Source organism: Burkholderia sp. IDO3 (assembly GCF_003366075.1).
In the GTDB taxonomy this organism is placed as follows: domain Bacteria; phylum Pseudomonadota; class Gammaproteobacteria; order Burkholderiales; family Burkholderiaceae; genus Burkholderia; species Burkholderia anthina.
Genome location: NZ_CP028963.1, coordinates 659,565 through 684,345, shown reverse-complemented (window position 1 = coordinate 684,345; position 24,781 = coordinate 659,565). Strand labels below are relative to the sequence as shown.

Genomic DNA, 24,781 nt, shown 5'->3' with positions numbered 1-24,781 from the left:
TGCACGCGTGTCCGCATGCACCGCATCGGGGCAGCCGCATCGCGGATTGCCGCGCATCGCCCGGCAGCCCGACCAGCCTCATCCGTTCTCCCCGGCGCCGCGCCGCATTCCCGGCCGGCATCCCGAACCCGCCCGTCCAGGGCTTTCGCTATTCCGTTTATGTTTCGTTCCCTGACGACCCTGATCAAGAAGTGGCGCGCGTCGCGCAATGCGGGCCACCAGCTCGACGCCCTGCTCGCGCACGCCGACGCGGATGCGTCGTACGCCGAGCGCAGCGAATGGCTGATCGAGCTCGCGCACTGGCTGCGCCGCAACGGTGCGATGCAGGCCGCGCAGGATGCGCCTGCCGAACGCGACATCGACACGCGCGCGTATCCGGCGCACGCGCGGCTGCGCTATCTGCTCCATGTGCTCGACCGCAATCCCGCGTGGAAGTCGCACGCCGCGCGCATCGTGCGCGGCGTCCTGCGCGAGTGCGACGGCATCTCGCTGCTGTGCGACGCCGGCATGCCGGTGCACTCCGGTTTCTTCGGCGCGCTGTTCGAGCGGATCGACTCGTCGCTGATCCCGCCCGCGCCGAACCGCCGCGAGCTGACGGCGCTGTTCACGCTGATGTTCCCGACGCCGGAAGACGCGCAATGGATCGACGCGCTGCCCGACGACCTGCTCGCACGCCTCGCGGCGCTGATCTCGTTCGACGTCACCGAAGAAGAACGCCACGAGCCCGGCTCGTTCTCGCGCGACCTGCTGGCCGCGCTGCACAACCTGACCTGCCAGATCAGCTCGACCGGCCTGTCGCAGACGGTGCGCAGCCGCCTGTCCGACGGCGACGCGCGCAAGCCGCTCGAAACACAGCCGTTCTACCGCCTCACGCGTGCAATGCTCGCGGTCGAGACCGCGCACGCGGCCGTCGAGGACGGCGGCGATCCGAACAAGCTGCTGCACGAGGTGAACTACCTGCGCGTGCTGCTCGACGAATGCCGGATCGCGGTCGACGACGTGTTCGCGCATCTGTACCGCAACGGCGTGTCGGTCGACATCGTGTTCCAGGTCGAGCGCATGCGCATGCGGATCCTGCGCGCCGAGATGCTGCTCAACGCGTGGATGGCCCGCGACGATCTGCGCGGCATGGCGCGCCTGACCGCCGAGCTCGTCGATGCGAACCAGAACAGCCAGAGCGTGTCGCACCTCGTGCGCAGCAACTTCTCGCTGTTCGCGCGCAAGCTCGTCGAGACCAACGCCGACACCGGCGAGCACTACATCTCGCGCGGCCGCGCCGAGTATCTGAAGATGCTGCGCATGGCCGCAGGCGGCGGCCTCGTCACCGTCGCGACGGTCTGCGTGAAGTTCGCGATCACGGGCGCGCACCTGCAGTCGATGCTCGAAGGGCTGCTCGCCGGCGTCAACTATGCGGCGAGCTTCATGCTGATGCACTTCCTGCACTTCACGCTCGCGACCAAGCAGCCCGCGATGACCGCGCCGACGCTCGCGCGCGAGCTCGACGACACCGGCCATGAAGAAGGCGTGAAGGCATTCGTCGCGTCGGTGATCGCACTGATCCGCACGCAGGCCGCGGCGATCTCCGGCAACGTGCTCGTCGTGCTGCCCGTGTGCCTGCTCGTGCAGCTGTTCGCGGGCAACGTGCTGCACGCGAACCTGATCTCGCCGGAGAAGGCGCACGCGACGCTGCACTCGTTCTCGCTGGTCGGCCCGACGCCGTTCTATGCGGCGCTCACGGGCGTGCTGCTGTGGGCGTCGAGCCTGCTCGCGGGCTGGGCCGACAACTGGTTCGTGCTGCACCGGGTCGGCGACGCGCTCGCGTACAACCGCCGGCTGCGGCTCACGCTCGGCGCGGCCGGCGCCGCGAAGCTCGCGCACTTCTGCCGCTCGAACGTCGCGGGCGTGGTCGCGAACGTCGGCCTCGGCCTGATGCTCGGCCTGATCCCGGCGATCGTCACGGTGTTCCTGTTCCCGTTCGAAGTGCGGCACGTGACGCTGTCGGCCGGCTCGATCGGCGTCGCGCTCGGCGTGCTCGGCAAGAACGCATTGAGCACGCCCGAGCTGTGGTGGGCGTGCGCCGGCGTGCTGAGCATGGCGATCCTCAACGTGCTCGTGAGCTTCGCGCTCGCGTTCACGATGGCCGTGCGCTCGCGCAGCCTGCGCCGCACCAAGGTGCGCGCGCTGGTCGCCGCGATCGTCCGCACGGTGCTGTCGAAGCCGTCCGCGCTGTTCTGGCCGGCCGGCGGCCCGGCAGCGCAGGCCGGCCAGCCCGGCTCGCACTGACAGCCCGACGCCCGCGCGGTGCCCCCGCCGGGCATCGCCGCGCGGGCCACCCGGCGCGCGCAGGCGGCCCGCATGTCGGCGCCCGCGTCCCGAATCGGACGCCACGCCGGCTCCGGCCGCCCGCGCCGCGTACAATAGTGGACTTTTGCACGTCCTCACCCGCCTTATGTCCTCGCCCACCCTGTACGAATTCTTCGCTCCCTGCCCGCGCGGCCTCGAAGCGGCGCTTGCCGCCGAGCTGGCCGAGATCGCCGGCCGTCATCTGAACGGCGCGCCGTTCACCGCGGGCGCGCAGGTGCCGGGCGGCGTTCATTTCGGCGGCGGCTGGGCCGCCGGCATGGCCGCGAACCTCCATTCGCGGATCGCGAGCCGGATCCTGCTGAAGATCGCGCACCGCCCGTACCGCAACGAACAGGACGTCTACGCGCTCGCGCTCGAGCAGCCGTGGGAACGCTGGTTCGCGTCGACGCAGACGCTGCGCGTCGACATCACCGCGATCAAGTCGCCGCTGAAAAGCCTCGAATTCGCGACGCTGCGCGTGAAGGATGCGATCTGCGACCGGATGCGCGAGAAGACCGGCTCGCGGCCGAGCATCGACACCGGTGCGCCGGACGTGCGCGTGTTCGCGTTCCTGACGGCCACCGAATGCACGCTGTACCTCGATACATCGGGCGAGCCGCTGTTCAAGCGCGGCTGGCGTCTCGACAAGGGCGCGGCGCCGCTGCGCGAGAACCTCGCGGCCGGCATCCTGCGCCTGACGGGCTGGACGCCCGGCACGGCGCTGTACGATCCGATGTGCGGCAGCGGCACGTTCCTCGCGGAAGCCGCGCAGATCGCGCTCGGCGTGGCGCCGGGCGTCGAGCGCCGCTTCGGCTTCGAAAAGCTCAAGCAGTACGACATCACCGCCTGGCAGGGCCTGAAAGTCCCGGCGCTCGACGCGAAGCGCGCGGCGCGCGGCAAGCGCGATGCGCTCGGCGTGTACGGCAGCGACATCTCCGGCGACATGCTCGAGAAGGCCCGCGCGAACCTCGAACGCGCGGGCGTGCCGTCGGTATGGCTGAAGCAGGTCGACGCGCGCGGGATGACGCCGCCGTGCGACGGCCCGGGCATCATCCTCGCGAATCCGCCGTACGGCGAGCGGATCGAAGTGCGCGGCCGCAGCGCGCGCGGCGAGGTGCGTGAAACGGGCCGCAACCGCGGCAACGACGACGCATTCCGCCGCACGCACACCGACGCGCCGGACAGCGAGTTCTTCAACGCGCTCGGCGATGCGCTCAAGCAGCGCTTCACCGGCTGGCAGGCGTTCCTGCTGACGTCGGACCGTTCGCTGCCGGGCCAGTTGCGGCTGCGCGAATCGGCGAAGACGCCGCTGTTCAACGGCGCGCTCGAATGCCGGCTGTTCCGCTTCGACCTGATCGCCGGCAGCGTGAAGGCACGTCCGGCCGCGCCGGAAGGCGACGCGTGACGCACGAGACACGCAAGACGGCCACTGCGGCCGCCTGCTGACATCCCGACGACGCCCGGCACCCGCCGGGCGTTTTGCTTTGCGCGGCGCCGATGCTCGCGGTGCCGCACCCGCCCCCTTTTCGATCCCCCGCCAGCACGGCCCGCCCGGCCGCCCCCCGCCGAAGCTGCCCGCCGAAACCGCCGCGTGTCGGCACCGCGATGACTACTGACAGCACGCTGTCAGCAGCACGCGATCACACTGCAATCCCGGCGCAATGCAAGGCTGGTTTCCATTCAGAACCCGAACAACAAGGAGCTCGTCGTGACGTCCGCAACTGCAACCGCAACCCTGGAACGCGCGATCGCGTGGTTCGACATTCCGTCCCTGGATTTCGATCGCGCGATCCGTTTTTACGAAACCGTGCTGCAAACCACGCTGCAGCGCGAAGTCATCGGCGGCGTGCCGATGGCCATGTTCGATCACGAAGCGTCGAGCACGGGCGGCAGCATCGTGTTCGATCCGCAGCAGATGAAGCCGAGCGCGAACGGCGTGCTCGTGTACCTGAACGCCGGCGAGTCGGTCGTCGCGGCGCTCGAACGCGTGAAGCGCGCGGGCGGCGTCGTGCAGGGCACCGTCGTCGAGCTGCCGAACAACTACGGTTACATCGGCTATCTGATCGATACCGAAGGCAACCGCGTCGGCCTGCACGCGCCGAAATGCCACTGAGCGCACCGGCGACCGGGCCGGCGCGGCGCTATCATCGCGAAGTCCCCGTAGCCGTTGGAGTCGAGGTGCAGTCATGACGCGCCGTGCCGACCGTCTGTTCCAGATCGCCGAGCTGTTGCGCGGACGGCGTCTGACGACCGCGCAGCAGCTCGCCGACTGGCTGTCGGTGTCGCCGCGCACGGTCTATCGCGACGTGCGCGACCTGCAACTGTCGGGGGTGCCGATCGAAGGCGAAGCCGGCATCGGCTACCGGCTGAACCGCAACGCGAGCCTGCCGCCGCTCACGTTCACGGCCGAGGAGCTCGCGGCGCTCGCTGTGGGCGCGCGCATGCTCGAAACCTGGGGCGGCGCGCGCTTTGCCGGCGGCGCCCGCTCGGCGCTCGCGAAGATCGCGTCCGCGATGCCGGCCGACAAGCGCACGGCGCTCGATCGCCTGCCGGTGTTCGCCCCGTCGTTCCACATCGACGAGACGTTTTGCGGGAAGGTCGACGCGATCCACCAGGCGGTCGACACGCGCCACGTCGTCAGCTTCGGCTACCGCGACCGGCTCGGCGCCCATACGCAACGCCGCGTGTGGCCGCTCGGGCTCGTCTACTGGGGCGGACGCTGGACGATCGGCGCGTGGTGCGAGCTGCGCGACGACTTCCGCACCTTCGACATCGCGCGGATGGGCGATATCACCGTGCACGAGCAGTTTCCCGACATGGAAGGACGGCGCATCGCCGACTACATGCGGATCGCGGAAGCGCCGATGCGCTGACACGCGCGGCGGCCGCTGCCGCCGTTCGTTCGCCGGGGCATGCACGCCCCGGCAACGCCCGTCATTCCCCGAACACCACCGGACGCTTCGGCCGCTCGTCGACGTGCAGCGAAAACACGTCGGCGCGCGCATAGTGCCCCACCACGTCGAAGTCGTAACGCGCGCGCACCAGTTCGTCGGTATCGATGCGCGCGGTCACGAGCCCGGGCTCGCCGATCAGCGGCTCCGTCAGCAGGTCGCCGAGCGGCCCGACGATCACGCTGCCGCCGCGGATCAGCGGCCGTTCGGGATCCCAGCCCGGCACGTCGATGCCGAGCGCGCGCGGCGACGGCTGCACCTGGCATGCGCTCACGACGAAGCAGCGCCCTTCGTGCGCGATGTGCCGCATCGAGCTTTGCCACAGATCGCGCTCGTCGACGGTCGGCGCGCACCAGATCTGCACGCCTTTCGCGTACATCGCGCAGCGCAGCAGCGGCATGTGGTTCTCCCAGCAGATCGCGGCGCCCGCGCGGCCGGCCGCGGTGTCGACCACCGGCAGCGTCGAGCCGTCGCCCTGCCCCCAGATCAGCCGCTCGGTGCCGGTCGGCATCAGCTTGCGGTGCTTCGCGACGAGCCCGTCACGCGGATCGAAAAAGAGCGCCGTGCAGTACAGCGTGCTGCCGCCGCGCTCGATCACGCCGACCACGAGGCTCGCGCCCGTGCGCTGCGACAGCGCGGCCAGCTCGTCGGTTTCCGGCCCCGGCACGTCGATCGCCTGCGCGGCGTAGCACGCATACGCATCGCGCCCCTCGGGCAACCGGTAGCCGAGCCGCGTGCCGAAGATCTCGCCTTTCGGATAGCCGCCGAGCACGGCCTCGGGCAGCACGACGAGCGATGCGCCGCTGTCGCGGATCGCGCTTTCGTAGCCGAGGATCGTGTCGAGCGTGGCGCGCGTGCCGGCGGGCGATGCGCCGATCTGCAGCGCGGCGATGACTGAGGTGGGCATGAGGGCGTCTCCGGATGAATGGGGTGACGCCATCTTTATCGATATGATGTCATCGATCAAATCGATACAACGATAACTGACATGAACGCAGATGATATCGCCGGTCTCGACCTGAACCTGCTGAAAGTGTTCGAGGCGCTGTACGAGGAAGGCGGCGCGAGCCGCGCGGCGCTGCGGCTCGGCCTCACGCAGTCCGCCGTCAGCGCGGCGCTCGCGCGGCTGCGCGTGATCTATGCCGATCCGCTGTTCGTGCGCACCGGTCGCGGCCTCGCACCAACGCCGCGCGCCGACGAACTGAAGCCCATCCTGTCCGATGCGCTCGACCGCTGCCGCGAAAGCCTGGCGATCGCGGCCGACGGCGGCGAGCGCATCGGCCGCACGATCTCGATCGGTCTGTCGGACGACTTCGAGATCGCGCTCGGCCGTGCGCTGATCGACGCGGTCGCGCAGGAAGCCGTGGGGATCCGGCTGATCTTCCGGCAGACGCACAGCGGCATCGCCGGCGACGCGCTGCTGCGGCACGGCGTCGATCTCGCGATCGCGTCGGGCGGGTTTTCGGCGAACGGGCTCAGCCGGCGTGCGGCCGCCACCGGCGGCTACGCGTGCCTGATCGATCCGGCCGGCCGCGCTCGCGCGCCGCGCACGCTGGCGCTCGACGATTTCCTGCAGCGCGACCACCTGCTCGTGTCGTCGGGCGGCGTGATCGGAATCGTCGACGAGGCGCTGGCCGCGCTCGGTCACAAGCGCCGCGTCGCGGCGTCGACCACGCATTTCGCCGCGCTGCCGTATCTGCTCGCCGGCTCCGATGCGGTGGCGACGATTCCGGCGCACGCCGCCCGCGCGATCGCCCGATCGACGTCGCTGCGCGCGCTCGCGTGCCCGGTCGAGCTGCCGCGCTACCCGGTCGAGATCGGCTGGCGCACCAGCACGCAGCGCGACCCGGCAATCGTGCGCGTGCGGGATACGATCGCCGCGTGCGTCGCCCGGATCGTCGCACCGTGAAAAACGGGGCACGATTCGGCTGGCGATTGCGGGGCCCCTGCCCCCGGCTCGCCGCTGCCACCGGCAGGCCGGGCCGCCCATTCGCGGCGCGGCAATGCAGGCGAGCCGCCTGCGCCGGACGAACGATCGGGGTCGGATTCGTCTGAGCACATGGCCGGCAGCGTCCGGGCGCAACCGGTAAAATGCCGAACCATGAAACCCGAAATCTGGACCCCGCACGTGACCGTCGCAGCGCTGATCGAGCGCGCCGGCCGCTTTCTCGTGATCGAGGAAGAAACCTCGACGGGCCTGCGCATCAATCAGCCGGCCGGCCATCTCGAAGCCGGCGAGACGCTCGCCGACGCCGTGATCCGCGAGACGCTCGAGGAAACCGCACATCCGTTCGTTCCCGACGCGCTCGTCGGCGTCTATCTCGCGCACTACGAGCGTCCCGGCACCGCCGGCGCGACCTATCTGCGCTTCACGTTCTGCGGCACGGTCGGCGAGCCGTTGCCGGGCCACACGCTCGACGACGGCATCGTCCGCACGCTGTGGATGAGCGCCGACGAACTGCGCGCCTGCAGCGAGCGGCACCGCTCGCCCGCGGTGATGCGCTGCGTCGACGACTATCTCGCCGGGCGGCGTATTCCGCTCGATTTCGTGCACACGCATTCGGTCGCGCCGCGTCCGGACGCATTCGACCGTCAGGCGGTGAACAAATGAGCAAGCGCCGTGTAGTAGTGGGCATGTCGGGCGGCGTCGATTCGTCGGTGACCGCGTGGCTGTTGAAGGAACAGGGGTACGACGTGGTCGGCCTGTTCATGAAGAACTGGGAAGACGACGACGACGGCGAATACTGCTCGACGCGCCAGGACTGGATCGACGTCGTGTCGGTGGCCGACCTGATCGGCATCGACGTGGAAGCCGTGAATTTCGCGGCCGAATACAAGGACCGCGTGTTCGCCGAATTCCTGCGCGAATACTCGGCCGGCCGCACGCCGAATCCGGACGTGCTGTGCAACGCCGAGATCAAGTTCAAGGCGTTCCTCGATCACGCGATGTCGCTCGACGCGGAAATGATCGCGACGGGCCACTATGCGCGCGTGCGCGAACGCGACGGTCGCTTCGAACTGCTGAAGGCGTTCGATCATACGAAAGACCAGTCGTACTTCCTGCATCGGCTAAACCAGGCGCAACTGTCGAAGACGATGTTCCCGCTCGGCGAGATCCCGAAGACGAAGGTGCGCGAGATCGCCGCGCAGATCGGGCTGCCGAATGCGAAGAAGAAGGATTCGACCGGCATCTGCTTCATCGGCGAACGGCCGTTCCGCGACTTCCTGAACCGCTATCTTCCGACGAAACCCGGCCCGATGAAGACGCCGGACGGCAAGGTCATCGGCGAGCACATCGGCCTCGCGTTCTATACGTTCGGCCAGCGCAAGGGCATCGGCCTCGGCGGCAGCAAGGACGGCAGCGGCGAACCGTGGTTCGTCGCCGCGAAGGACATCGCGTCGAACACGCTGTACGTCGTGCAGGGCCACGACCATCCGTGGCTGCTGTCGCGGCAGCTCGTCGCCGGCAACGTGAGCTGGGTCGCGGGCGAGCCGCCGGCCGAAGGCTTCTCGTGCGGCGCGAAGACGCGCTACCGGCAAGCCGATGCGGCGTGCGCATTCGGCGTCGCGGCACCCGGCCCGGCAGGCGAAGCACGCTTCTCGCTCGCGTTCGACGATGCGCAATGGGCGGTCACGCCCGGCCAGTCGGCCGTGCTGTACGACGGTGAAATCTGCCTCGGCGGCGGCATCATCGAGTCCGCGGCCACCGGCCAGCCCGGTCGGGTCGCCCCCGAAGGCCACGCGCCGGCGTTCGCCGACGCACGCTGACATCCATTCGGTTTAGACTTGCGGCACGCCGCGCCCGGCGGAACACGATTTCGTCGCGGCCGGCGCGCCGCCTTCGCAGCGTACGCATGGCGGCATTTCAAGATTCTTACGGAGTCCCCCCCATGCTTTCTCGACGCTACCTCGCGATGTGGTGTGCCATCCTGCTGCTCGTCGCGGCGGCCGCCCTCGCGTCGGCCCACATGCTTTCCTGGCTGTGGATCATCATCCCCGTCGCCCTCGTCGCGCTCGGCGTGTACGACCTGAACCAGGACCGTCACGCGATCCTGCGCAATTACCCGCTCTGGGGCCACTTCCGCTTCCTGTTCGAATTCATCCGGCCTGAAATCCGCCAGTACTTCGTCGAGGACGACACCGACGAAAAACCGTTCTCGCGCGCGCAGCGCAGCCTCGTCTACCAGCGCGCGAAGAACGTCGCCGACAACCGTCCGTACGGCACCGAGCTGAACGTGAAGGCCGTCGCGCACGAATGGATCAGCCATTCGCTCGCGCCGACGAAGCTGCCGAACCACGATTTCCGCATCCGCGTCGGCGCGAATCGCGCGCAGCCGTACGACATCTCGATCTTCAACATCTCGGCGATGAGCTTCGGCTCGCTGTCCGCGAACGCGATCCGCTCGCTGAACCTGGGCGCGAAGAAAGGCGGTTTCGCACACGACACCGGCGAAGGCTCGCTGTCGAAGTACCACCGCGAAAACGGCGGCGACATCATCTGGGAAATCGCGTCGGGCTACTTCGGCTGCCGCAACGACGACGGCACGTTCAACCCGGACAAGTTCGCGAAGCAGGCCGCCGAGCCGCAGGTCAAGATGATCGAGATCAAGCTGTCGCAGGGCGCGAAGCCGGGTCACGGCGGCGTGCTGCCGGCCGCGAAGATCACGCCCGAGATCGCCGAGACGCGCGGCGTGCCGATGGGCAAGGACTGCATCTCGCCCGCCACGCACTCGGAATTCTCGACGCCGCGCGGGCTGCTCGAATTCGTCGAGCGGCTGCGCACGCTGTCGGGCGGCAAGCCGACCGGCTTCAAGCTGTGCATCGGCCATCCGTGGGAATTCTTCGGGATCGCGAAGGCGATGGTCGAAACCGGCATCGTGCCGGACTTCATCGTCGTCGACGGCGCGGAAGGCGGCACCGGCGCGGCGCCGCTCGAATTCACCGACCACGTCGGCGTGCCGCTGCAGGAAGGGCTGCTGCTGGTGCACAACACGCTCGTCGGGATCGGCGTGCGCGACCGCGTGAAAATCGGCGCGAGCGGCAAGATCATCACCGCGTTCGACATCGCGCGCACGCTCGCGATCGGCGCGGACTGGGTGAACTCGGCGCGCGGCTTCATGTTCGCGGTCGGCTGCATCCAGGCGCAGCACTGCCACACCGACCGCTGCCCGACCGGCGTCGCCACGCAGGACCCGGTGCGCCAGCGCGCGCTCGTCGTGCCGGACAAGGCCGAGCGCGTGTACAACTTCCACCGCAACACGCTGCACGCGCTGCAGGAACTCGTGCAGGCGGCCGGCCTCGGCCATCCGTCCGAGCTGCGCGCGCATCACATCGTGCAGCGCGTCGCGCCGCACGAAGTTCGGCTGATGTCGCAGTTGCTGAAGTACCTGAAGCCGGGCGCGCTGCTCGGCGGCCAGACCTGCGGCTATACGCTGTACGACAAGTGGTGGCCGATCTCGCGCAGCGATTCGTTCGTGCTCGGCGAGACCGTCTACGCATCGATCGAGTAACGTCGGATGCGCAGGATCGCCCGTCGCCCGGGCGGTCCGCCAAAACCGCCAAAACAAAAGCGCCCCGCGGGGCGCTTTTGTTTTTGTCTGCCCAATACGCAGCCGGCGGTGCTCAGCCTTGCGGCAGCGTGTCGGCGAACGTCTGGCGCTGCGACAGCTTCGCGAAATGCTTGTCGAGGTTCGGGTGGTGGTCGCGCCAGTTGAGCTCCGGCATCCGGAAGTCGAGATAGCCGAGCGCGCAGCCAAGTGCGATGTCAGCGAGCGTGTAATGATTACCGACGCACCACGTCTTGCCGCCGAGGCCCTGCGACATCGCGACGAGACCGTCGTCGATCTTGCGCTGCTGACGCGCGATCCAGCTCGCGCTGCGCTGCGCCTCGTCGCGCAGCGTGTATTCGAGACGGATCGCGACCGAGGCGTCGAGCACGCCGTCGCCCAGCGCTTCCCAGCAACGCACTTCGACGCGCTCGCGCCCCGACGGCGGAATCAGCTTGCCGACCGGCGACAGCGTATCGACGTATTCGCAAATCACGCGGGAATCGAACACCGCGGCACCATCCTCCATCACGAGACACGGGACCTTGCCGAGCGGGTTCGATGCATGAATATCCGTCTCCGGCGCCCACACGTTCTCGAGCTCCAGCTTGTAGTCGATCTTCTTTTCGGCGAGCACGATCCGCGCCTTTCGGACGTACGGGCTGCTGAGCGAACCGATTAATTTCATCATCTGCCTTTTTAAGGGAACTGCCGAGAGTATACGTTGTCGCCGATCATAACCGGCCGGCGTGGCCGGGTAGAAAATCGCCCGTCCGGCCTGTGGATGGTTTGCAACAGCCGCCGCCCGGCCCCTTCCGGCGCGGCTCGCGGCCGCCGCTCTCACGCGTCGCGTCCGGCGGCGCTACAATCGCACGATGAATGCGCCCCTCGATACCGCCCTCGCCATCGACGTCTACCGCCAGCGCCGCGAACGCGTGCTTGCCGCACTGCGTGCCGCGGGCGGCGGCGTCGCCATCGTCCCCACCGCGCCGGAAATGCTGCGCAACCGCGATACGGCGTTCCCGTACCGGTTCGACAGCTACTTCCATTACCTGACAGGATTCACCGAGCCCGATGCCGTGCTCGTGCTGAACGCGGCCGCGTCGCATGGCGCGCCGGAATCGATCCTGTTCTGCCGTGCGAAGAATGCCGATCGCGAGATCTGGGAAGGGTTCCATTACGGCCCCGAAGCCGCGCGCGACGCGTTCGGGTTCGACGCGGCCTACGCGGTCGACGTGATCGACACCGAGATACCGCGCCTGCTCGCCGACGCGGGCACCGTGCACTACCGGTTCGGCGCGTCGGCCGACTTCGAGCGCCAGCTCGCCGGCTGGGTCGACGTGGTACGCGCGCAAGCCCGTACGGGCGTCGCGGCGCCTGACGCGCTGCTCGACCTCACGCCGCTGCTCGACGACATGCGGCTCGTGAAGGACGAGCACGAGCTCGCGACCATGATGCGTGCCGCGCACATCTCCGCGCTCGCGCATCGCCGCGCGATGCAGGCGTGCCGCCCGGGGGTCCGCGAATACGAACTCGAGGCCGAGCTGCTGTATACGTTCCGCAAGCATGGCGCGCAGGCGCCCGCGTACGGCTCGATCGTCGCGGCCGGCGCGAACGCGTGCGTGCTGCACTACCCGGCCGGCAACGCGGCCGCGCAGGACGGCGACCTGATCCTGATCGACGCCGCGTGCGAACTCGACGGCTACGCGTCGGACATCACGCGCACGTTCCCGGCCAACGGGCGCTTCTCGCCCGCGCAGCGCGCGCTGTACGACATCGTGCTCGCCGCGCAGCAGGCCGCGATCGACGCGACGCGCGCGGGCGTGCCGTTCGAGGCGCCGCACGACGCGGCCGTGCGCGTGCTGGCCCAGGGGCTGCTCGATACCGGCATCATTCCGAAAACGCGCTTTGCGAACGTCGACGACGTGATCGCGGAGCGCGCGTACGCGCGCTTCTACATGCATCGCACCGGCCACTGGCTCGGCATGGACGTGCACGATTGCGGCGACTACCGCGAGCGGCTCGCCGCGCGCGACGCGAACGGCATGCTGCCGTGGCGCACGCTGAAGCCCGGCATGACGCTCACCGTCGAGCCGGGCCTGTATGTGCGCGCCGCCGACGACGTGCCGTCCGAATACTGGAACATCGGCATCCGCATCGAGGACGATGCGATCGTGCGCGAGCACGGCTGCGAGCTGATGACGCGCGACGTCCCCGTTGCGGCGGCCGAGATCGAGGCACTGATGCGCGCGGGCGCGACGCACGGCGCATGAGCCGGCCGCCGCGCCTTCGTCGACCGGCAGCGGGCCGCCGTCGGCTGCCGTTGACCGTTACCCCGTTTCACGAACATTGATGACGACCGCTTCCTCCCCGGCCACGCCGGACTACGACCTCGCCATCGTCGGCGCGGGCCCCGTCGGGCTCGCACTCGCCGGCTGGCTCGCGCGACGCAGCGCGACGCAGCATGCGTCGATCGCGCTGATCGACGCACGCGAACCGGCCGCGAGCGCGAACGATCCGCGCGCGATCGCCGTGTCGCACGGCAGCCGCGTGCTGCTCGACACGCTCGCATGGCCTGGCGACGCGACGCCGATCGAACACATCCACGTTTCGCAGCGCGGCCATTTCGGCCGCACGCTGATCGACCGCGACGAGCACGACCTCGCCGCGCTCGGTTACGTCGTGCGCTACGGCTCGATCGTGCAGGCGCTCGCGAGCGCGGTGCACGGCACGCGCATCGACTGGCTCACGTCGACCACCGCGCGCGCACCGCAGCAGGACGCCGACGGCGTCACGCTGACGCTCGACGGCCCGCAAGGCGAGCGCACGCTGCGCGCGCGCCTCGTCGTCAACGCCGAAGGCGGGCTGTTCCACGAACAGCAGGCCGATACCGGCAAACACCAGCGCGACTACGGACAGACCGCGATCGTCGGCACGGTCACGGTCTCGGCACCGCGCCCGCACGTCGCATGGGAGCGCTTCACGCACGAAGGCCCGCTCGCGCTGCTGCCGCTTGGTGGCCCGCGCCAGGCCGAATACTCGCTCGTGTGGTGCTGCACGCCCGACGAAGCGGCGCGGCGCGCCGCCCTGCCCGACGACGCGTTCCTGCGCGAACTCGGCACGGCATTCGGCGAGCGCATGGGCCGGTTCGTCGCGATCGCGGGGCGCGCGTCGTTCCCGCTCGGGTTGAATGCCGCGCAAACGCTCGTCAGCGGACGCGTCGCGATCGTCGGCAACGCCGCGCAAACGCTGCATCCGGTCGCGGGCCAGGGGCTCAACCTCGGGTTGCGCGATGCGCACACGCTCGTCGATGCGCTGTCCGCGCAAGGCTTCGAAGCGACCGCGCTCGCCACCTTCAACGCGCGGCGTGCGCTCGACCGCCGCTTCACGATCGGCGCGACCGACACGCTCGCGCGCCTGTTCACGGTCGATGCCGGCCCGCTTCCGCTGCTGCGCGGCGCGGCACTCACCGCGCTCGAATTCGTGCCGCCGCTCAAGAAGGCCATCGCGCGCCAGATGATGTTCGGCCAGCGCAACTGACGCGCGACGCGCCGCGCATTGCGCGCGGCCACGCTACTCAAACCGGGTCAAATCGGCGGGGCATGGGAATACGGTAAAATGCGCGTTTTCCCTCCGCCCTTTTTGGCCCGCGACGCCCCGCGCTCGCGGGCGGTGCCATTGCGATGCCCGTTATCGGCTCTCACGTTTTGCGTAACAACCTGTTCGTCGCCCCGATGGCCGGCGTGACGGATCGTCCGTTCCGCCAGCTGTGCAAGCGGCTGGGGGCCGGGTACGCCGTGTCCGAGATGGTCGCGTCCAACGCGCAGCTGTGGAAGAGCGCGAAGACGATGCGGCGGGCAAACCACGAAGGCGAAGTCGAGCCGATCGCGGTGCAGATCGCGGGCGCCGATCCGGCGATGATGGCCGAAGCGGCCCGCTACAACGTCGACAACGGCGCGCAGATCATCGACATCAACATGGGCTGCCCGGCGAAGAAGGTCTGCAACGTCGCGGCCGGCTCCGCGCTGCTGCAGAACGAGCCGCTCGTGCAGCGGATCGTCGAGGCCGTCGTCGCGGCGGTCGGCACCGGGCCCGACGCGGTGCCCGTCACGCTGAAGATCCGCACCGGCTGGGATCGCGACCACAAGAACGCGATCACCGTCGCGCGCCTGGCCGAAGCCGCCGGCATCTCGATGCTGACCGTGCATGGCCGCACGCGCGCCGACCTCTACCGCGGCGACGCCGAGTACGACACGATCGCGGCCGTGAAGGCGGCCGTGCGCATTCCCGTCGTCGCGAACGGCGACATCACGTCGCCGGCAAAAGCGAAGGCCGTGCTCGATGCAACCGGCGCCGATGCGCTGATGATCGGTCGCGCCGCGCAAGGCCGGCCGTGGCTGTTCCGCGAAATCGATCATTTCCTGCAAAGCGGCGAGCTGCTGCCCCCGCCGCGGATCGACGAGATCCAGCACGTGATGAACGAACACCTGGAAGACCACTACGCGTTCTACGGCGAATTCACGGGCGTCCGTACTGCGCGCAAGCACATCGGCTGGTACACTCGCGGCCTTTCCGGTGCCAATGGCTTCCGGCACCGAATGAACACGCTCGATTCCACCCGCGAGCAGCTCGCCGCCGTCAATGCATTCTTCGAGGCGCAAAAGGCGCTGTCGGACCACCTCGTCTACGTCGATGACGAAGAGGAAAACGGCCAGGGCGAGTCGGACGACCATAACCAGTTAGCAGCATGAGCAAGCACAACATCGAACAATGTGTCCGCGAGAGCCTGGACGTGTATTTCCGGGATCTAGACGGCTCCAATCCGCACGACGTCTATGAAATGGTGATGTCCTGCGTCGAAAAGCCGATGCTCGAAGTCGTGCTCGTACAGGCCGGCGGCAACCAGTCGCTCGCCGCGGAGTACCTCGGCATCAATCGCAATACGCTGCGCAAGAAGCTGCAGCAGCACGGCCTGCTGTAGGCGGCCGTCCCGTCCCCGTTTCCCTGGCTATTGGTGGTTCCATCATGATCAAGCAAGCGCTCATTTCCGTTTCCGACAAGACCGGCATCGTCGACTTCGCGAAGTCGCTGTCCGACCTCGGCGTCAAGCTGCTGTCGACGGGCGGCACCGCGAAACTCCTCGCCGACGCCGGTCTGCCCGTGACCGAAGTGGCTGACTACACGGGCTTCCCGGAAATGCTCGATGGGCGCGTGAAGACGCTGCACCCGAAGGTGCACGGCGGCATCCTCGCCCGCCGCGACCTGCCCGAGCACATGCAGGCGCTGGAACAGCACGGCATCCCGACGATCGACCTGCTCGTCGTGAACCTGTATCCGTTCGTCGCGACGATCGCGAAGGATGACTGCACGCTCGCCGACGCCATCGAGAACATCGACATCGGTGGCCCGACGATGCTGCGCTCGGCGGCGAAGAACCACCGCGACGTGACGGTCGTCGTCGACCCGGCCGACTACGCAGTCGTGCTCGACGAAATGAAGGCGAACGGCAATGCGATCGGCTACGCGACCAACTTCCGTCTCGCGACGAAGGTGTTCGCGCACACCGCACAATACGACGGCGCGATCACGAACTACCTGACGAGCCTGACCGACGAACTGCAACACGCATCGCGCAGCGCCTACCCGGCCACGCTGAACATGGCGTTCGACAAGGTGCAGGACCTGCGCTACGGCGAGAACCCGCACCAGAGCGCCGCGTTCTACCGCGACCTCGCGGCGCCGGCCGGCGCGCTGGCGAACTACCGCCAGCTGCAGGGCAAGGAACTGTCGTACAACAACATCGCCGATTCGGACGCGGCGTGGGAATGCGTGAAGACGTTCGACGCGCCCGCCTGCGTGATCATCAAGCACGCGAACCCGTGCGGCGTCGCGGTCGGCAACGACTCGACCGATGCGTACGCGAAGGCATTCCAGACCGACCCGACGTCGGCGTTCGGCGGCATCATCGCGTTCAACCGCGAAGTCGACGAAGCGGCTGCGCAAGCCGTCGCGAAGCAGTTCGTCGAAGTGCTGATCGCCCCGTCGTTCTCGGACGCAGCGAAGCAGGTGTTCGCCGCGAAGCAGAACGTGCGCCTGCTCGAAATCGCGCTCGGCGACGGCCATAACGCATTCGACCTGAAGCGCGTCGGCGGCGGCCTGCTCGTGCAATCGCTCGATTCGCGCAACGTGCAGCCGAGCGAGCTGCGCGTCGTCACGAAGCGCCAGCCGAGCACGAAGGAAATGGACGACCTGCTGTTCGCATGGCGCGTCGCGAAGTACGTGAAGTCGAACGCGATCGTGTTCTGCGGCAACGGCATGACGCTCGGCGTCGGCGCAGGCCAGATGAGCCGCGTCGATTCCGCACGCATCGCGAGCATCAAGGCGCAGAACGCGGGCCTCACGCTGGCGGGCTCGGCCGTCGCATCGGATGCGTTCTTCCCGTTCCGCGACGGTCTCGACGTCGTCGTGGCGGCAGGCGCGACCTGCGTGATCCACCCGGGCGGCTCGATGCGCGACGACGAAGTGATCGCCGCGGCCGACGAACACGGCATCGCGATGGTCCTGACGGGCGTGCGCCACTTCCGTCACTGATCGCACGCGGCCCGCGCGGCCTCGGCACGACAACCCGGCGGCATCGCGCCCGCCGGGTTTTTTATTGCGCGGCGCCTGCGCACACGGCCATGCGGCCGGTGCGTCGCACCATTCGTTGTAGTATCGCTGCATCAGGTTTTTGTCCTCACTCATGCGAATTCTCGGCATCGACCCCGGCCTGCGCGTCACCGGCTTCGGCGTCATCGACGTCAGCGGCCACCGGCTCGCCTATGTCGCCAGCGGCGTGATCCGCACACCCACGGCCGACCTGGCCACCCGGCTCGGCACGATCTTCCAGGGCGTCTCGACGCTCGTGCGCGAACACGCGCCCGACCAGGCCGCGATCGAACAAGTGTTCGTCAACGTGAACCCGCAGTCGACGCTGCTGCTCGGCCAGGCGCGCGGCGCCGCGATCTGCGGGCTCGTCGCCGGCGGCCTGCCAGTTGCCGAATACACGGCGCTGCAGTTGAAGCAGGCCGTCGTCGGCTACGGCCGCGCGACCAAGTCGCAGATGCAGGAAATGGTCACGCGGCTGCTCAACCTGTCCGGCCAGCCCGGCAGCGACGCAGCCGACGCGCTCGGCATGGCGATCTGCCACGCGCACAGCGGCAACACGCTCGGCACGATCAGCGGCCTCGCGCCGGCGCTCGCGAAGAAAGGGCTGCGCGTGCGGCGCGGGCGCCTCGTCGGCTGACGCCGTAACACGCGGCAATCGCCCGGTGCGACATACGGCGCTTCGCGTCACACCGGCACCCCGTGCGGCTCGCCCTGCCCGCTGTCGGCTTGCATCCCGCACATCCGTCACCCGGCACGGCGGCCTGACGGCCAATCCATCGGCATCGCGCCGCACCTGCGCTACACTCGCGCTTTCTTCCTCGCTTCCCGCCATCCATGATCGGTCGCATCGCCGGCATCCTGCTCGAAAAGAATCCGCCTCACCTGCTCGTCGACTGCAACGGCGTCGGCTACGAAATCGACGTGCCGATGAGCACCTTCTACAACCTGCCGCAAACGGGCGAACGCGTCGTGCTGCTCACGCAGCAGATCGTGCGCGAGGACGCCCACCTGCTGTACGGCTTCCTGACGCCGCAGGAGCGCACGACCTTCCGCGAACTGCTGAAGATCACCGGCATCGGCGCGCGCATGGCGCTTGCCGTGCTGTCCGGCATGAGCGTGCAGGAGCTCGCGCAGGCCGTGACGATGCAGGACGCCGCGCGCCTCACACGCCTGCCCGGCATCGGCAAGAAGACCGCCGAACGCCTGCTGCTCGAGCTGAAGGGCAAGCTCGGCGCCGACCTCGGTGCGCTCGCCGGCGCCGCGTCGCCGTCCGATCATGCGACCGACATCCTCAATGCGCTGCTCGCGCTCGGCTACTCCGAAAAGGAAGGCCTCGCCGCGATCAAGAACGTGCCGGCCGGCACCGGCGTGTCCGAAGGCATCAAGCTCGCGCTCAAGGCACTGTCGAAGGTATAACGGCGGCCCGGGCAGGCGCCCGAACGGGCTGTCGGAGCCAGTGTCGCGCCGCCGTGCGGCGCGCGCCAGTCGGCCGTTCGGCCAGTTCGGCCGGGTGACGGTGCGCGGTACAATGGCCGCATGATTGAAACCGACAAACTCGCCACCGAGCGGATCATCGCCGCCACGCCCGCCTCGTCGCACGAGGAGGTGTTCGAACGCGCGCTGCGGCCGCGCCAGCTCGACGACTACGTCGGCCAGGAAAAGGTGCGCGGCCAGCTCGAGATCTTCATCGAAGCCGCGAAGCGCCGTTCCGAGCCGCTCGATCACGTGCTGCTGTTCGGGCCGCCGGGTCTCGGCAAGACCACGCTCGCGCACATCATCGCGCGCGAGATGGGCGTGAACCTGCGCCAGACGTCGGGCCCCGTGCTCGAGCGCGCGGGCGACCTCGCCGCGCTGCTGACCAACCTCGAAGCGAACGACGTGCTGTTCATCGACGAAATCCACCGGCTGTCGCCGGTCGTCGAGGAAATCCTGTATCCGGCGCTCGAGGATTACCAGATCGACATCATGATCGGCGAAGGGCCGGCCGCGCGCAGCGTGAAGCTCGACCTGCAACCGTTCACGCTCGTCGGCGCGACCACGCGCGCGGGGATGCTGACCAACCCGCTGCGCGACCGTTTCGGGATCGTCGCGCGCCTCGAGTTCTACGATGCCGAGCAACTGTCGCGCATCGTGCGGCGCTCGGCGTCGCTGCTGAACGCGCAGATCGATCCGAACGGCGCGCTGGAGATTGCCAAGCGCTCGCGCGGCACGCCGCGGATCGCGAACCGGCTGCTGCGGCGGGTGCGCGACTATGCGGAAGTGAAGGCCGACGGCCAGATCACGGCCGCCGTCGCCGACGCCGCGCTCGCGATGCTCGACGTCGATCCGGTCGGCTTCGACCTGATGGACCGCAAGCTGCTCGAAGCGATCCTGCACAAGTTCGACGGCGGCCCGGTCGGCATCGACAACCTCGCCGCGGCAATCGGCGAAGAGCGCGACACGATCGAAGACGTGCTCGAACCGTACCTGATCCAGCAGGGGTTCCTGCAGCGCACGCCGCGCGGGCGCGTCGCGACGCTGCTCACCTACCGCCACTTCGGGCTTTCCGCACCCGATGCCGGCAACCCCGAACGCGGGGCGTGGGACACGCCCGCCGGCAAGTAGCCGGCCGGCCGACCGCTCAGCCATGACCACGCCGCCCAGCCCTCACCCCGCCGCGCCCGCTCCGGGCCCGCGCTGGGTCGAACCGATCCGCAAGCGGGTCGCGGCCGGCATCACGCACTTGACCACCGGCAGCGGCCCGTCGCTCGATTATTCGTCGCCGCCGGGCGACCCGGGGCTGTTCGGCCCCGATGCCGTCTGCTGGCGCGTGCATGCGGATTTCGCATCGATGATGACGGGCGGCGTCTCCGCGCTACTGCTGCAGGCGCTCCACCCGCTCGCGCTCGCGGGCGTCTGGGATCACTCGTCGTTTCGCACCGACATCCTCGGCAGGCTGCGTCGCACCGCGACGTTCATATCCGGCACCACGTTCGGCAGCCGCGCGGACGCGCTCGCGCTGATCGAGCGCGTGAAGGCGATTCACCTGCGCGTGTCCGGCACTGCGCCCGACGGCCGCGTGTACCGGGCCGACGATCCGGCGCTGCTCACGTGGGTTCATGTCGCCGAGGTGTCGAGCTTCCTGTCCGCGCACCTGCGCTATGTGAATCCGGCGCTGCCGGGCGAACTTCAGGATCGCTACTACGCGGAAACCGCGCAGATCGCCGAGCGGCTCGGCGCGCTGGCCGTGCCGCGCTCGCGCGCGGAAGTCGCCGCCTACCTCGAGCGCATGCAGCCCGAACTCGAAGCCGGCCCGCGCACCTTCGAAGTCATGCGCATCCTGCTGAACGCCCCCGTCGCGAAGCCGGCGCTGCGGCCCGCCGCAACGCTGGTGATGCACGCCGGCATCGACCTGTTACCGCCGTGGGCGCAACAGATGCTCGGCCTGTCGGCGCTCGCGCCGCTGCGGCGCGTGCTGGTGCGGCCCGGCGTACGGGCCGTCGCGCCGGTGCTGCGCTGGGCGCTCGTCAACGGCGTCTCGAAACGGGCGCGGCGCCGCGCGAGCGCCACACCGCCCGACAGCAACCCGCCCGGCTGACGATCCCTCCGATCATTTCAATTTGCTGTCAAATACTTGTGACAAGCTGACGGGCTCGCACCCGCGCACGGTCGCACGTCCAGTACGTCAATCGTCCGCGCGGCGTTTCGTCAACCCGACCGATTCCCGATGCCCGCGATGTCACGTCTGCCGATCCGTTTTGCCCTGGCCGCCAGCCTGTCCACCCTTCTCGCGCTCGCCGCATGCGGAGGCGACGACGTCGCCGCCGTCGCGCACACGGACACCCAAACCCCGTCCGACGGCACTGCCACGACGCCCACGACACCCACGCCGCCCGCCACCGTCACGCCGCAACCGGGCAAATGGAAAACCGCCCGTGCCGGCGACCTGGTCGACGTGACGCTCGGCGATCTGCGCCCGACGCAAGGCGCGATCGGCTACGACCAGATCTACTACAAGCTCGGCCGCTACGAACTGCAGCCGGACAAGAAATTCGACGACTTCTGCGCGGACGAAGGCCTCGGCGGCGTCGCATCGAGCGGCTACACGGCACAGTCGACGCTGCGCGACACGGCGAGCTACACGTGCACGACGACCGACGCGAACGCGCGCGACCGCTCGGTGCTGAACCCGGTCGTGATCGGCCCGAACGGCGATACGCTGTACCTGACCGACGGCCATCACGGCCTGTCGACCTACTACGAGACGCCCGATGGCGGTGCGGCGCTGCATGTGCACGTCGTCGTGAAGGACAACCTGAGCGACTACTCGGGCGATGCGTTCTGGCAGCAGATGCAAAGCCGCGGCTACGTGCGCCTGAAAGACGGCGAAGGCAAACCGATCACGACCGCGCAACTGCCGAGCGGCCTCGGCCTGAAGCTCGGGATGACGAACGACCGCTACCGTTCGCTCGTCTATTTCACGCGCGACATCGGCTACAGCAAGCCCGCGCAATCCACCGACTATCTCGAGTTCTACTGGGCCGACTGGCTGCGCGCGCAGCCGGGCACGTTCTCGCTCGCAAGCTACGACGTGACACGCGCAGGCACGACCGATCCCGATCCGGCCAAGGCCGACACCGGCTACCTGAACGCGGTCTGGAATGCGTCGACGCTCATGGTCGCGGCAACGGACCCGCTGATCGACGGCAAGACGGGCGCCGACCTCGGGCGCGCCGATGCGATCAACGGCGGGAAGAAATACAGCAAGGGGGAGTTCGACAAGCTGCGCCAGCCGATCACGGCCGACAAGCCCGGCAAGATCGCGTACGCGTTCGACTACAAGGCGCGCCACGCGCTGCCGCAGTAAGCACTGCGAGGAAGCGGCCCCGGCCGGCCGCGCCGGACGGGGCCGGCGCGATCAGAGTACCTTGCGATACCCGTCGTCGTCGCTCTCGGCATCGAGATGCGACACGTCGGCCCACTGTACGACCTGCGCGCGGCCATCGACGTAATCGACGACGTTGATGCTCGTGTTCAGCAGTGGATAGCTGCGCGGCGCCGACAGGTCGAGACCGTTCGCAAAGCGGTACACGCAATCGAGCACGCCGCCGTGCGCGACGCACGCGATCCGGCCGCCCGGATGCGCGGCGACGATCGGTTCGAGCGCATGCAACACGCGGTGATAGAACTCGCGCTGCGACTCGCCACCGTCGGGTGCGAAGCCCGGGTCGCGGGTCTGCCATGCGGCATAGGCGTCCGGAAAGCGTGTCTCGATCTCGGTGCTGTCATGCCCCTGGAACACGCCATACGCGCGTTCGCGCAGCCCTTCGCGCAACAGCAGCGGCAACCCGAGCGCATCGGCGAAAGGTTGCGCGGTCTGCTGCGCACGCATCAGGTCGCTCGAATAAACCGCGTCGAGCCGCTGGCCTTCGCGCGCTTCCCGCGCGAGCCGGGCGGCAAGCCGCTGCGCCTGGGCGAGCCCCGAGTCGGCCAGCGGAATGTCGATATGGCCCTGGATGCGCTTGATGCGGTTCCAGGCCGTCTCGCCGTGGCGAATGAACAGAATCTGCGTGGTGGCCATCGCGGCACGTCTCCGGGAAAGAATCAGGGCCGCACTTGCAGCCAGAACGTCACGGGGCCGTCGTTGACCAGCGACACCTGCATGTCGGCGCCGAACTCGCCCGTCTCGACGACCGGATGACGCGCCCGCGCGGCCGCGACGAAATAGTCGAACAGGCGCGCGCCTTCGTCCGGCGGCGCGGCCGGCGTGAAGCTCGGCCGCAGCCCGCTGTTGGTATCGGCCGCAAGCGTGAACTGCGACACGAGCAGCAGCCCGCCCGCATGGCCCGCGCCGTCGATGTTCGATACCGGCAGGTTCATCTTGCCGGCCGCGTCGCTGAACACGCGGTAGCCCAGCAGCTTCGCGAGCAGCTTGTCGGCCGCGGCCTCGGTGTCGCCGCGCTCCGCGCACACGAGCGCGAGCAGCCCCGCGCCGATCTCGCCCGTCGTGCGGTCGCCGACGCGCACGTCGGCGCGTTTCACGCGCTGGATCAGCGCGATCATGCGGTCAGCGTGACGCGTGCGAAGCGGCGCTTGCCGACCTGGACGACGAACTCGCCGGCCTCGACCTTCAGGCCCTTGTCGGACACGGTGGCACCGTCGATCTTCACACCGCCCTGCTCGATGTTGCGCAGCGCTTCGCTGGTCGACGGCACGAGGCCCGCCTGCTTCAGCAACTGGCCGATCGCGAGCGGCGCGCCCGCGAGCGTGACCGACGGGATATCGTCCGGCACGCCGCCCTTCGCGCGGTGGTTGAAGTCCTCCAGCGCACGCTCGGCGTCGGCCTGCGAATGGAAACGCGCGACGATTTCCTGCGCGAGCAGCACCTTGAAGTCGCGCGGGTTGCGGCCGCCCTCGATGTCGCGCTTGAAGCCGGCGATCTCGTCCAGGCTGCGGAACGACAGCAGCTCGAAGTAACGCCACATCAGCGTGTCCGAGATGCTCATCAGCTTGCCGAACATGTCGGTCGGCTTCTCGCTGATGCCGACGTAGTTGCCCTTCGACTTCGACATCTTCTCGACGCCGTCGAGGCCTTCGAGCAGCGGCATCGTCAGGATGCACTGCTGTTCCTGGCCGTACTGCTTCTGCAGTTCGCGGCCGACGAGCAGGTTGAACTTCTGGTCGGTGCCGCCGAGTTCGAGATCGGCGTTCAGCGCGACCGAGTCGTAGCCCTGCATCAGCGGGTACAGGAATTCGTGGATCGAGATCGGCACGCCGCCCTGGAAGCGCTTCGTGAAGTCCTCGCGCTCGAGGATCCGCGCAACGGTGTAGCGCGACGCGAGCTTGATCATTCCGTCCGCGCCGAGCGGCATCGACCATTCGCTGTTGTAGCGGATCTCGGTCTTGTCGCGGTCGAGCACGAGCGCGGCCTGTTCGAAGTAGGTCTTCGCGTTCGATTCGATCTGTTCGCGCGTGAGCGGCGGGCGCGTCGCGTTGCGGCCGGACGGATCGCCGATCAGCGACGTGAAATCGCCGATCAGGAAGATCACCGTGTGGCCGAGGTCCTGCAGCTGACGCATCTTGTTCAGCACGACCGTATGGCCGATGTGGATGTCGGGCGCGGTCGGATCGAGGCCGAGCTTGATACGAAGCGGCGTGCCGGTGGCCGCGCTGCGCGCGAGCTTCTGCGCGAACTCTTCCTCGATCAGCAGCTCGTCGACGCCGCGCTTCGTGACGGCGAGCGCATGCCGGACTTCGTCGGTGATCGGGAAAACAGGCTTGGAACTGGGTTCGGTGCTCATCGGTGCCAGGAAG

23 protein-coding genes are annotated in these 24,781 nt (G+C 68.7%); 18 read left to right on the top strand and 5 right to left on the bottom strand.

The window, feature by feature from the left end:
* Positions 1-159 precede the first annotated feature (159 nt).
* From DCN14_RS17715 to DCN14_RS17700, 4 genes are all read left to right on the top strand, one after another.
* Positions 160-2,283, top strand: coding sequence for a site-specific recombinase (locus tag DCN14_RS17715; protein ID WP_096505107.1), 2,124 nt, complete (start codon positions 160-162; stop codon positions 2,281-2,283).
* A gap of 166 nt (positions 2,284-2,449) precedes the next feature.
* Positions 2,450-3,748, top strand: coding sequence for a class I SAM-dependent RNA methyltransferase (locus DCN14_RS17710; protein WP_096506392.1), 1,299 nt, complete (start codon positions 2,450-2,452; stop codon positions 3,746-3,748).
* A 303-nt stretch (positions 3,749-4,051) separates the two neighbouring features.
* Positions 4,052-4,456 (top strand): VOC family protein, encoded by a 405-nt coding sequence (locus DCN14_RS17705; RefSeq protein ID WP_096506391.1) that lies wholly within the window; start codon positions 4,052-4,054, stop codon positions 4,454-4,456.
* Between the two features lie 73 nt (positions 4,457-4,529).
* Positions 4,530-5,216: a YafY family protein gene (locus DCN14_RS17700; protein ID WP_096506390.1), complete on the top strand. Its 687-nt coding sequence runs from the start codon at positions 4,530-4,532 to the stop codon at positions 5,214-5,216.
* A 61-nt stretch (positions 5,217-5,277) separates the two neighbouring features.
* Here DCN14_RS17700 and DCN14_RS17695 read toward each other — a convergent pair whose 3' ends face one another.
* Positions 5,278-6,201, bottom strand: coding sequence for a carbon-nitrogen hydrolase family protein (locus tag DCN14_RS17695; protein WP_096506389.1), 924 nt, complete (start codon positions 6,199-6,201; stop codon positions 5,278-5,280).
* A gap of 81 nt (positions 6,202-6,282) precedes the next feature.
* Here DCN14_RS17695 and DCN14_RS17690 point away from each other — a divergent pair, with 81 nt between their 5' ends.
* The 4 genes from DCN14_RS17690 to DCN14_RS17675 all read left to right on the top strand — a co-directional run bounded on the left by DCN14_RS17690 (position 6,283) and on the right by DCN14_RS17675 (position 10,804).
* Positions 6,283-7,203: a LysR family transcriptional regulator gene (locus DCN14_RS17690; protein ID WP_096506388.1), complete on the top strand. Its 921-nt coding sequence runs from the start codon at positions 6,283-6,285 to the stop codon at positions 7,201-7,203.
* 192 nt (positions 7,204-7,395) lie between these two features.
* Entirely contained in the window at positions 7,396-7,905 is a 510-nt protein-coding gene (locus tag DCN14_RS17685; RefSeq protein ID WP_096506387.1) for an NUDIX hydrolase, read from the top strand.
* Entirely contained in the window at positions 7,902-9,062 is a 1,161-nt protein-coding gene (gene mnmA / locus DCN14_RS17680) for a tRNA 2-thiouridine(34) synthase MnmA (RefSeq protein ID WP_096506386.1), read from the top strand. The genes DCN14_RS17685 and mnmA overlap by 4 nt, the downstream gene beginning before the upstream one ends.
* A 122-nt stretch (positions 9,063-9,184) precedes the next feature.
* Complete coding sequence (locus DCN14_RS17675; protein ID WP_096506385.1) at positions 9,185-10,804, top strand: FMN-binding glutamate synthase family protein; 1,620 nt, start codon at positions 9,185-9,187, stop codon at positions 10,802-10,804.
* A gap of 112 nt (positions 10,805-10,916) precedes the next feature.
* On the opposite strand, the gene DCN14_RS17670 is transcribed toward DCN14_RS17675, so the two are convergent.
* Positions 10,917-11,531: a glutathione S-transferase N-terminal domain-containing protein gene (locus tag DCN14_RS17670; RefSeq protein ID WP_096506384.1), complete on the bottom strand. Its 615-nt coding sequence runs from the start codon at positions 11,529-11,531 to the stop codon at positions 10,917-10,919.
* Between the two features lie 184 nt (positions 11,532-11,715).
* Between DCN14_RS17670 and DCN14_RS17665 the strand changes: the two genes are divergently transcribed.
* The 10 genes from DCN14_RS17665 to DCN14_RS17620 all read left to right on the top strand — a co-directional run bounded on the left by DCN14_RS17665 (position 11,716) and on the right by DCN14_RS17620 (position 22,334).
* The gene (locus tag DCN14_RS17665; protein WP_096506383.1) at positions 11,716-13,113 is read left to right on the top strand and encodes an aminopeptidase P N-terminal domain-containing protein; all 1,398 of its coding nucleotides are present in this window, start codon (positions 11,716-11,718) and stop codon (positions 13,111-13,113) included.
* Between the two features lie 79 nt (positions 13,114-13,192).
* On the top strand, positions 13,193-14,380 hold the full coding sequence (locus DCN14_RS17660; RefSeq protein WP_096506382.1) for a UbiH/UbiF/VisC/COQ6 family ubiquinone biosynthesis hydroxylase: 1,188 nt from the start codon (positions 13,193-13,195) through the stop codon (positions 14,378-14,380).
* 143 nt (positions 14,381-14,523) lie between these two features.
* Entirely contained in the window at positions 14,524-15,591 is a 1,068-nt protein-coding gene (dusB, locus tag DCN14_RS17655; RefSeq protein ID WP_096506381.1) for a tRNA dihydrouridine synthase DusB, read from the top strand.
* On the top strand, positions 15,588-15,821 hold the full coding sequence (locus DCN14_RS17650) for a Fis family transcriptional regulator (RefSeq protein ID WP_006476892.1): 234 nt from the start codon (positions 15,588-15,590) through the stop codon (positions 15,819-15,821). The genes dusB and DCN14_RS17650 overlap by 4 nt, the downstream gene beginning before the upstream one ends.
* Before the next feature lie 44 nt (positions 15,822-15,865).
* Complete coding sequence (gene purH, locus DCN14_RS17645; protein ID WP_096506380.1) at positions 15,866-17,431, top strand: bifunctional phosphoribosylaminoimidazolecarboxamide formyltransferase/IMP cyclohydrolase; 1,566 nt, start codon at positions 15,866-15,868, stop codon at positions 17,429-17,431.
* A gap of 151 nt (positions 17,432-17,582) precedes the next feature.
* Complete coding sequence (gene ruvC / locus DCN14_RS17640; protein ID WP_096506379.1) at positions 17,583-18,125, top strand: crossover junction endodeoxyribonuclease RuvC; 543 nt, start codon at positions 17,583-17,585, stop codon at positions 18,123-18,125.
* 197 nt (positions 18,126-18,322) lie between these two features.
* Complete coding sequence (gene ruvA / locus DCN14_RS17635) at positions 18,323-18,904, top strand: Holliday junction branch migration protein RuvA (RefSeq protein WP_014898064.1); 582 nt, start codon at positions 18,323-18,325, stop codon at positions 18,902-18,904.
* 120 nt (positions 18,905-19,024) lie between these two features.
* On the top strand, positions 19,025-20,092 hold the full coding sequence (ruvB, locus tag DCN14_RS17630) for a Holliday junction branch migration DNA helicase RuvB (RefSeq protein WP_096506378.1): 1,068 nt from the start codon (positions 19,025-19,027) through the stop codon (positions 20,090-20,092).
* A gap of 22 nt (positions 20,093-20,114) precedes the next feature.
* Positions 20,115-21,065, top strand: coding sequence for an oxygenase MpaB family protein (locus tag DCN14_RS17625; RefSeq protein ID WP_096506377.1), 951 nt, complete (start codon positions 20,115-20,117; stop codon positions 21,063-21,065).
* A gap of 138 nt (positions 21,066-21,203) precedes the next feature.
* On the top strand, positions 21,204-22,334 hold the full coding sequence (locus DCN14_RS17620) for a ParB/Srx family N-terminal domain-containing protein (protein ID WP_096506401.1): 1,131 nt from the start codon (positions 21,204-21,206) through the stop codon (positions 22,332-22,334).
* A 51-nt stretch (positions 22,335-22,385) separates the two neighbouring features.
* Here DCN14_RS17620 and DCN14_RS17615 read toward each other — a convergent pair whose 3' ends face one another.
* Genes DCN14_RS17615 through tyrS form a run of 3 tightly spaced genes read right to left on the bottom strand, consistent with a single transcriptional unit; the run spans position 22,386 to position 24,768 of the window.
* Complete coding sequence (locus DCN14_RS17615) at positions 22,386-23,048, bottom strand: histidine phosphatase family protein (RefSeq protein ID WP_096506376.1); 663 nt, start codon at positions 23,046-23,048, stop codon at positions 22,386-22,388.
* Positions 23,049-23,071: 23 nt separating this feature from the next.
* Positions 23,072-23,530 (bottom strand): D-aminoacyl-tRNA deacylase, encoded by a 459-nt coding sequence (gene dtd, locus DCN14_RS17610; protein WP_096506374.1) that lies wholly within the window; start codon positions 23,528-23,530, stop codon positions 23,072-23,074.
* Positions 23,527-24,768, bottom strand: a complete 1,242-nt coding sequence (tyrS, locus tag DCN14_RS17605) for a tyrosine--tRNA ligase (protein ID WP_096506372.1) — start codon at positions 24,766-24,768, stop codon at positions 23,527-23,529. Before tyrS ends, dtd begins: the two co-directional genes overlap by 4 nt.
* Positions 24,769-24,781: the final 13 nt, after the last annotated feature.

What these genes read in the sequence shown, in the direction of transcription:
- DCN14_RS17650 (WP_006476892.1), top strand. Translation starts at nt 15,588, where the DNA reads ATGAGCAAGCACAACATCGAACAATGTGTCCGCGAGAGCCTGGACGTG.
- ruvC (WP_096506379.1), top strand. Translation starts at nt 17,583, where the DNA reads ATGCGAATTCTCGGCATCGACCCCGGCCTGCGCGTCACCGGCTTCGGC.
- ruvB (WP_096506378.1), top strand. Translation starts at nt 19,025, where the DNA reads ATGATTGAAACCGACAAACTCGCCACCGAGCGGATCATCGCCGCCACG.
- DCN14_RS17665 (WP_096506383.1), top strand. Translation starts at nt 11,716, where the DNA reads ATGAATGCGCCCCTCGATACCGCCCTCGCCATCGACGTCTACCGCCAG.
- tyrS (WP_096506372.1), bottom strand. Translation starts at nt 24,768, where the DNA reads ATGAGCACCGAACCCAGTTCCAAGCCTGTTTTCCCGATCACCGACGAA.
- DCN14_RS17695 (WP_096506389.1), bottom strand. Translation starts at nt 6,201, where the DNA reads ATGCCCACCTCAGTCATCGCCGCGCTGCAGATCGGCGCATCGCCCGCC.
- DCN14_RS17690 (WP_096506388.1), top strand. Translation starts at nt 6,283, where the DNA reads ATGAACGCAGATGATATCGCCGGTCTCGACCTGAACCTGCTGAAAGTG.
- purH (WP_096506380.1), top strand. Translation starts at nt 15,866, where the DNA reads ATGATCAAGCAAGCGCTCATTTCCGTTTCCGACAAGACCGGCATCGTC.
- DCN14_RS17625 (WP_096506377.1), top strand. Translation starts at nt 20,115, where the DNA reads ATGACCACGCCGCCCAGCCCTCACCCCGCCGCGCCCGCTCCGGGCCCG.
- DCN14_RS17710 (WP_096506392.1), top strand. Translation starts at nt 2,450, where the DNA reads ATGTCCTCGCCCACCCTGTACGAATTCTTCGCTCCCTGCCCGCGCGGC.
- DCN14_RS17620 (WP_096506401.1), top strand. Translation starts at nt 21,204, where the DNA reads ATGTCACGTCTGCCGATCCGTTTTGCCCTGGCCGCCAGCCTGTCCACC.
- DCN14_RS17615 (WP_096506376.1), bottom strand. Translation starts at nt 23,048, where the DNA reads ATGGCCACCACGCAGATTCTGTTCATTCGCCACGGCGAGACGGCCTGG.
- DCN14_RS17660 (WP_096506382.1), top strand. Translation starts at nt 13,193, where the DNA reads ATGACGACCGCTTCCTCCCCGGCCACGCCGGACTACGACCTCGCCATC.
- DCN14_RS17675 (WP_096506385.1), top strand. Translation starts at nt 9,185, where the DNA reads ATGCTTTCTCGACGCTACCTCGCGATGTGGTGTGCCATCCTGCTGCTC.
- DCN14_RS17670 (WP_096506384.1), bottom strand. Translation starts at nt 11,531, where the DNA reads ATGATGAAATTAATCGGTTCGCTCAGCAGCCCGTACGTCCGAAAGGCG.
- dusB (WP_096506381.1), top strand. Translation starts at nt 14,524, where the DNA reads ATGCCCGTTATCGGCTCTCACGTTTTGCGTAACAACCTGTTCGTCGCC.
- mnmA (WP_096506386.1), top strand. Translation starts at nt 7,902, where the DNA reads ATGAGCAAGCGCCGTGTAGTAGTGGGCATGTCGGGCGGCGTCGATTCG.
- DCN14_RS17715 (WP_096505107.1), top strand. Translation starts at nt 160, where the DNA reads ATGTTTCGTTCCCTGACGACCCTGATCAAGAAGTGGCGCGCGTCGCGC.
- DCN14_RS17685 (WP_096506387.1), top strand. Translation starts at nt 7,396, where the DNA reads ATGAAACCCGAAATCTGGACCCCGCACGTGACCGTCGCAGCGCTGATC.
- DCN14_RS17700 (WP_096506390.1), top strand. Translation starts at nt 4,530, where the DNA reads ATGACGCGCCGTGCCGACCGTCTGTTCCAGATCGCCGAGCTGTTGCGC.
- ruvA (WP_014898064.1), top strand. Translation starts at nt 18,323, where the DNA reads ATGATCGGTCGCATCGCCGGCATCCTGCTCGAAAAGAATCCGCCTCAC.
- dtd (WP_096506374.1), bottom strand. Translation starts at nt 23,530, where the DNA reads ATGATCGCGCTGATCCAGCGCGTGAAACGCGCCGACGTGCGCGTCGGC.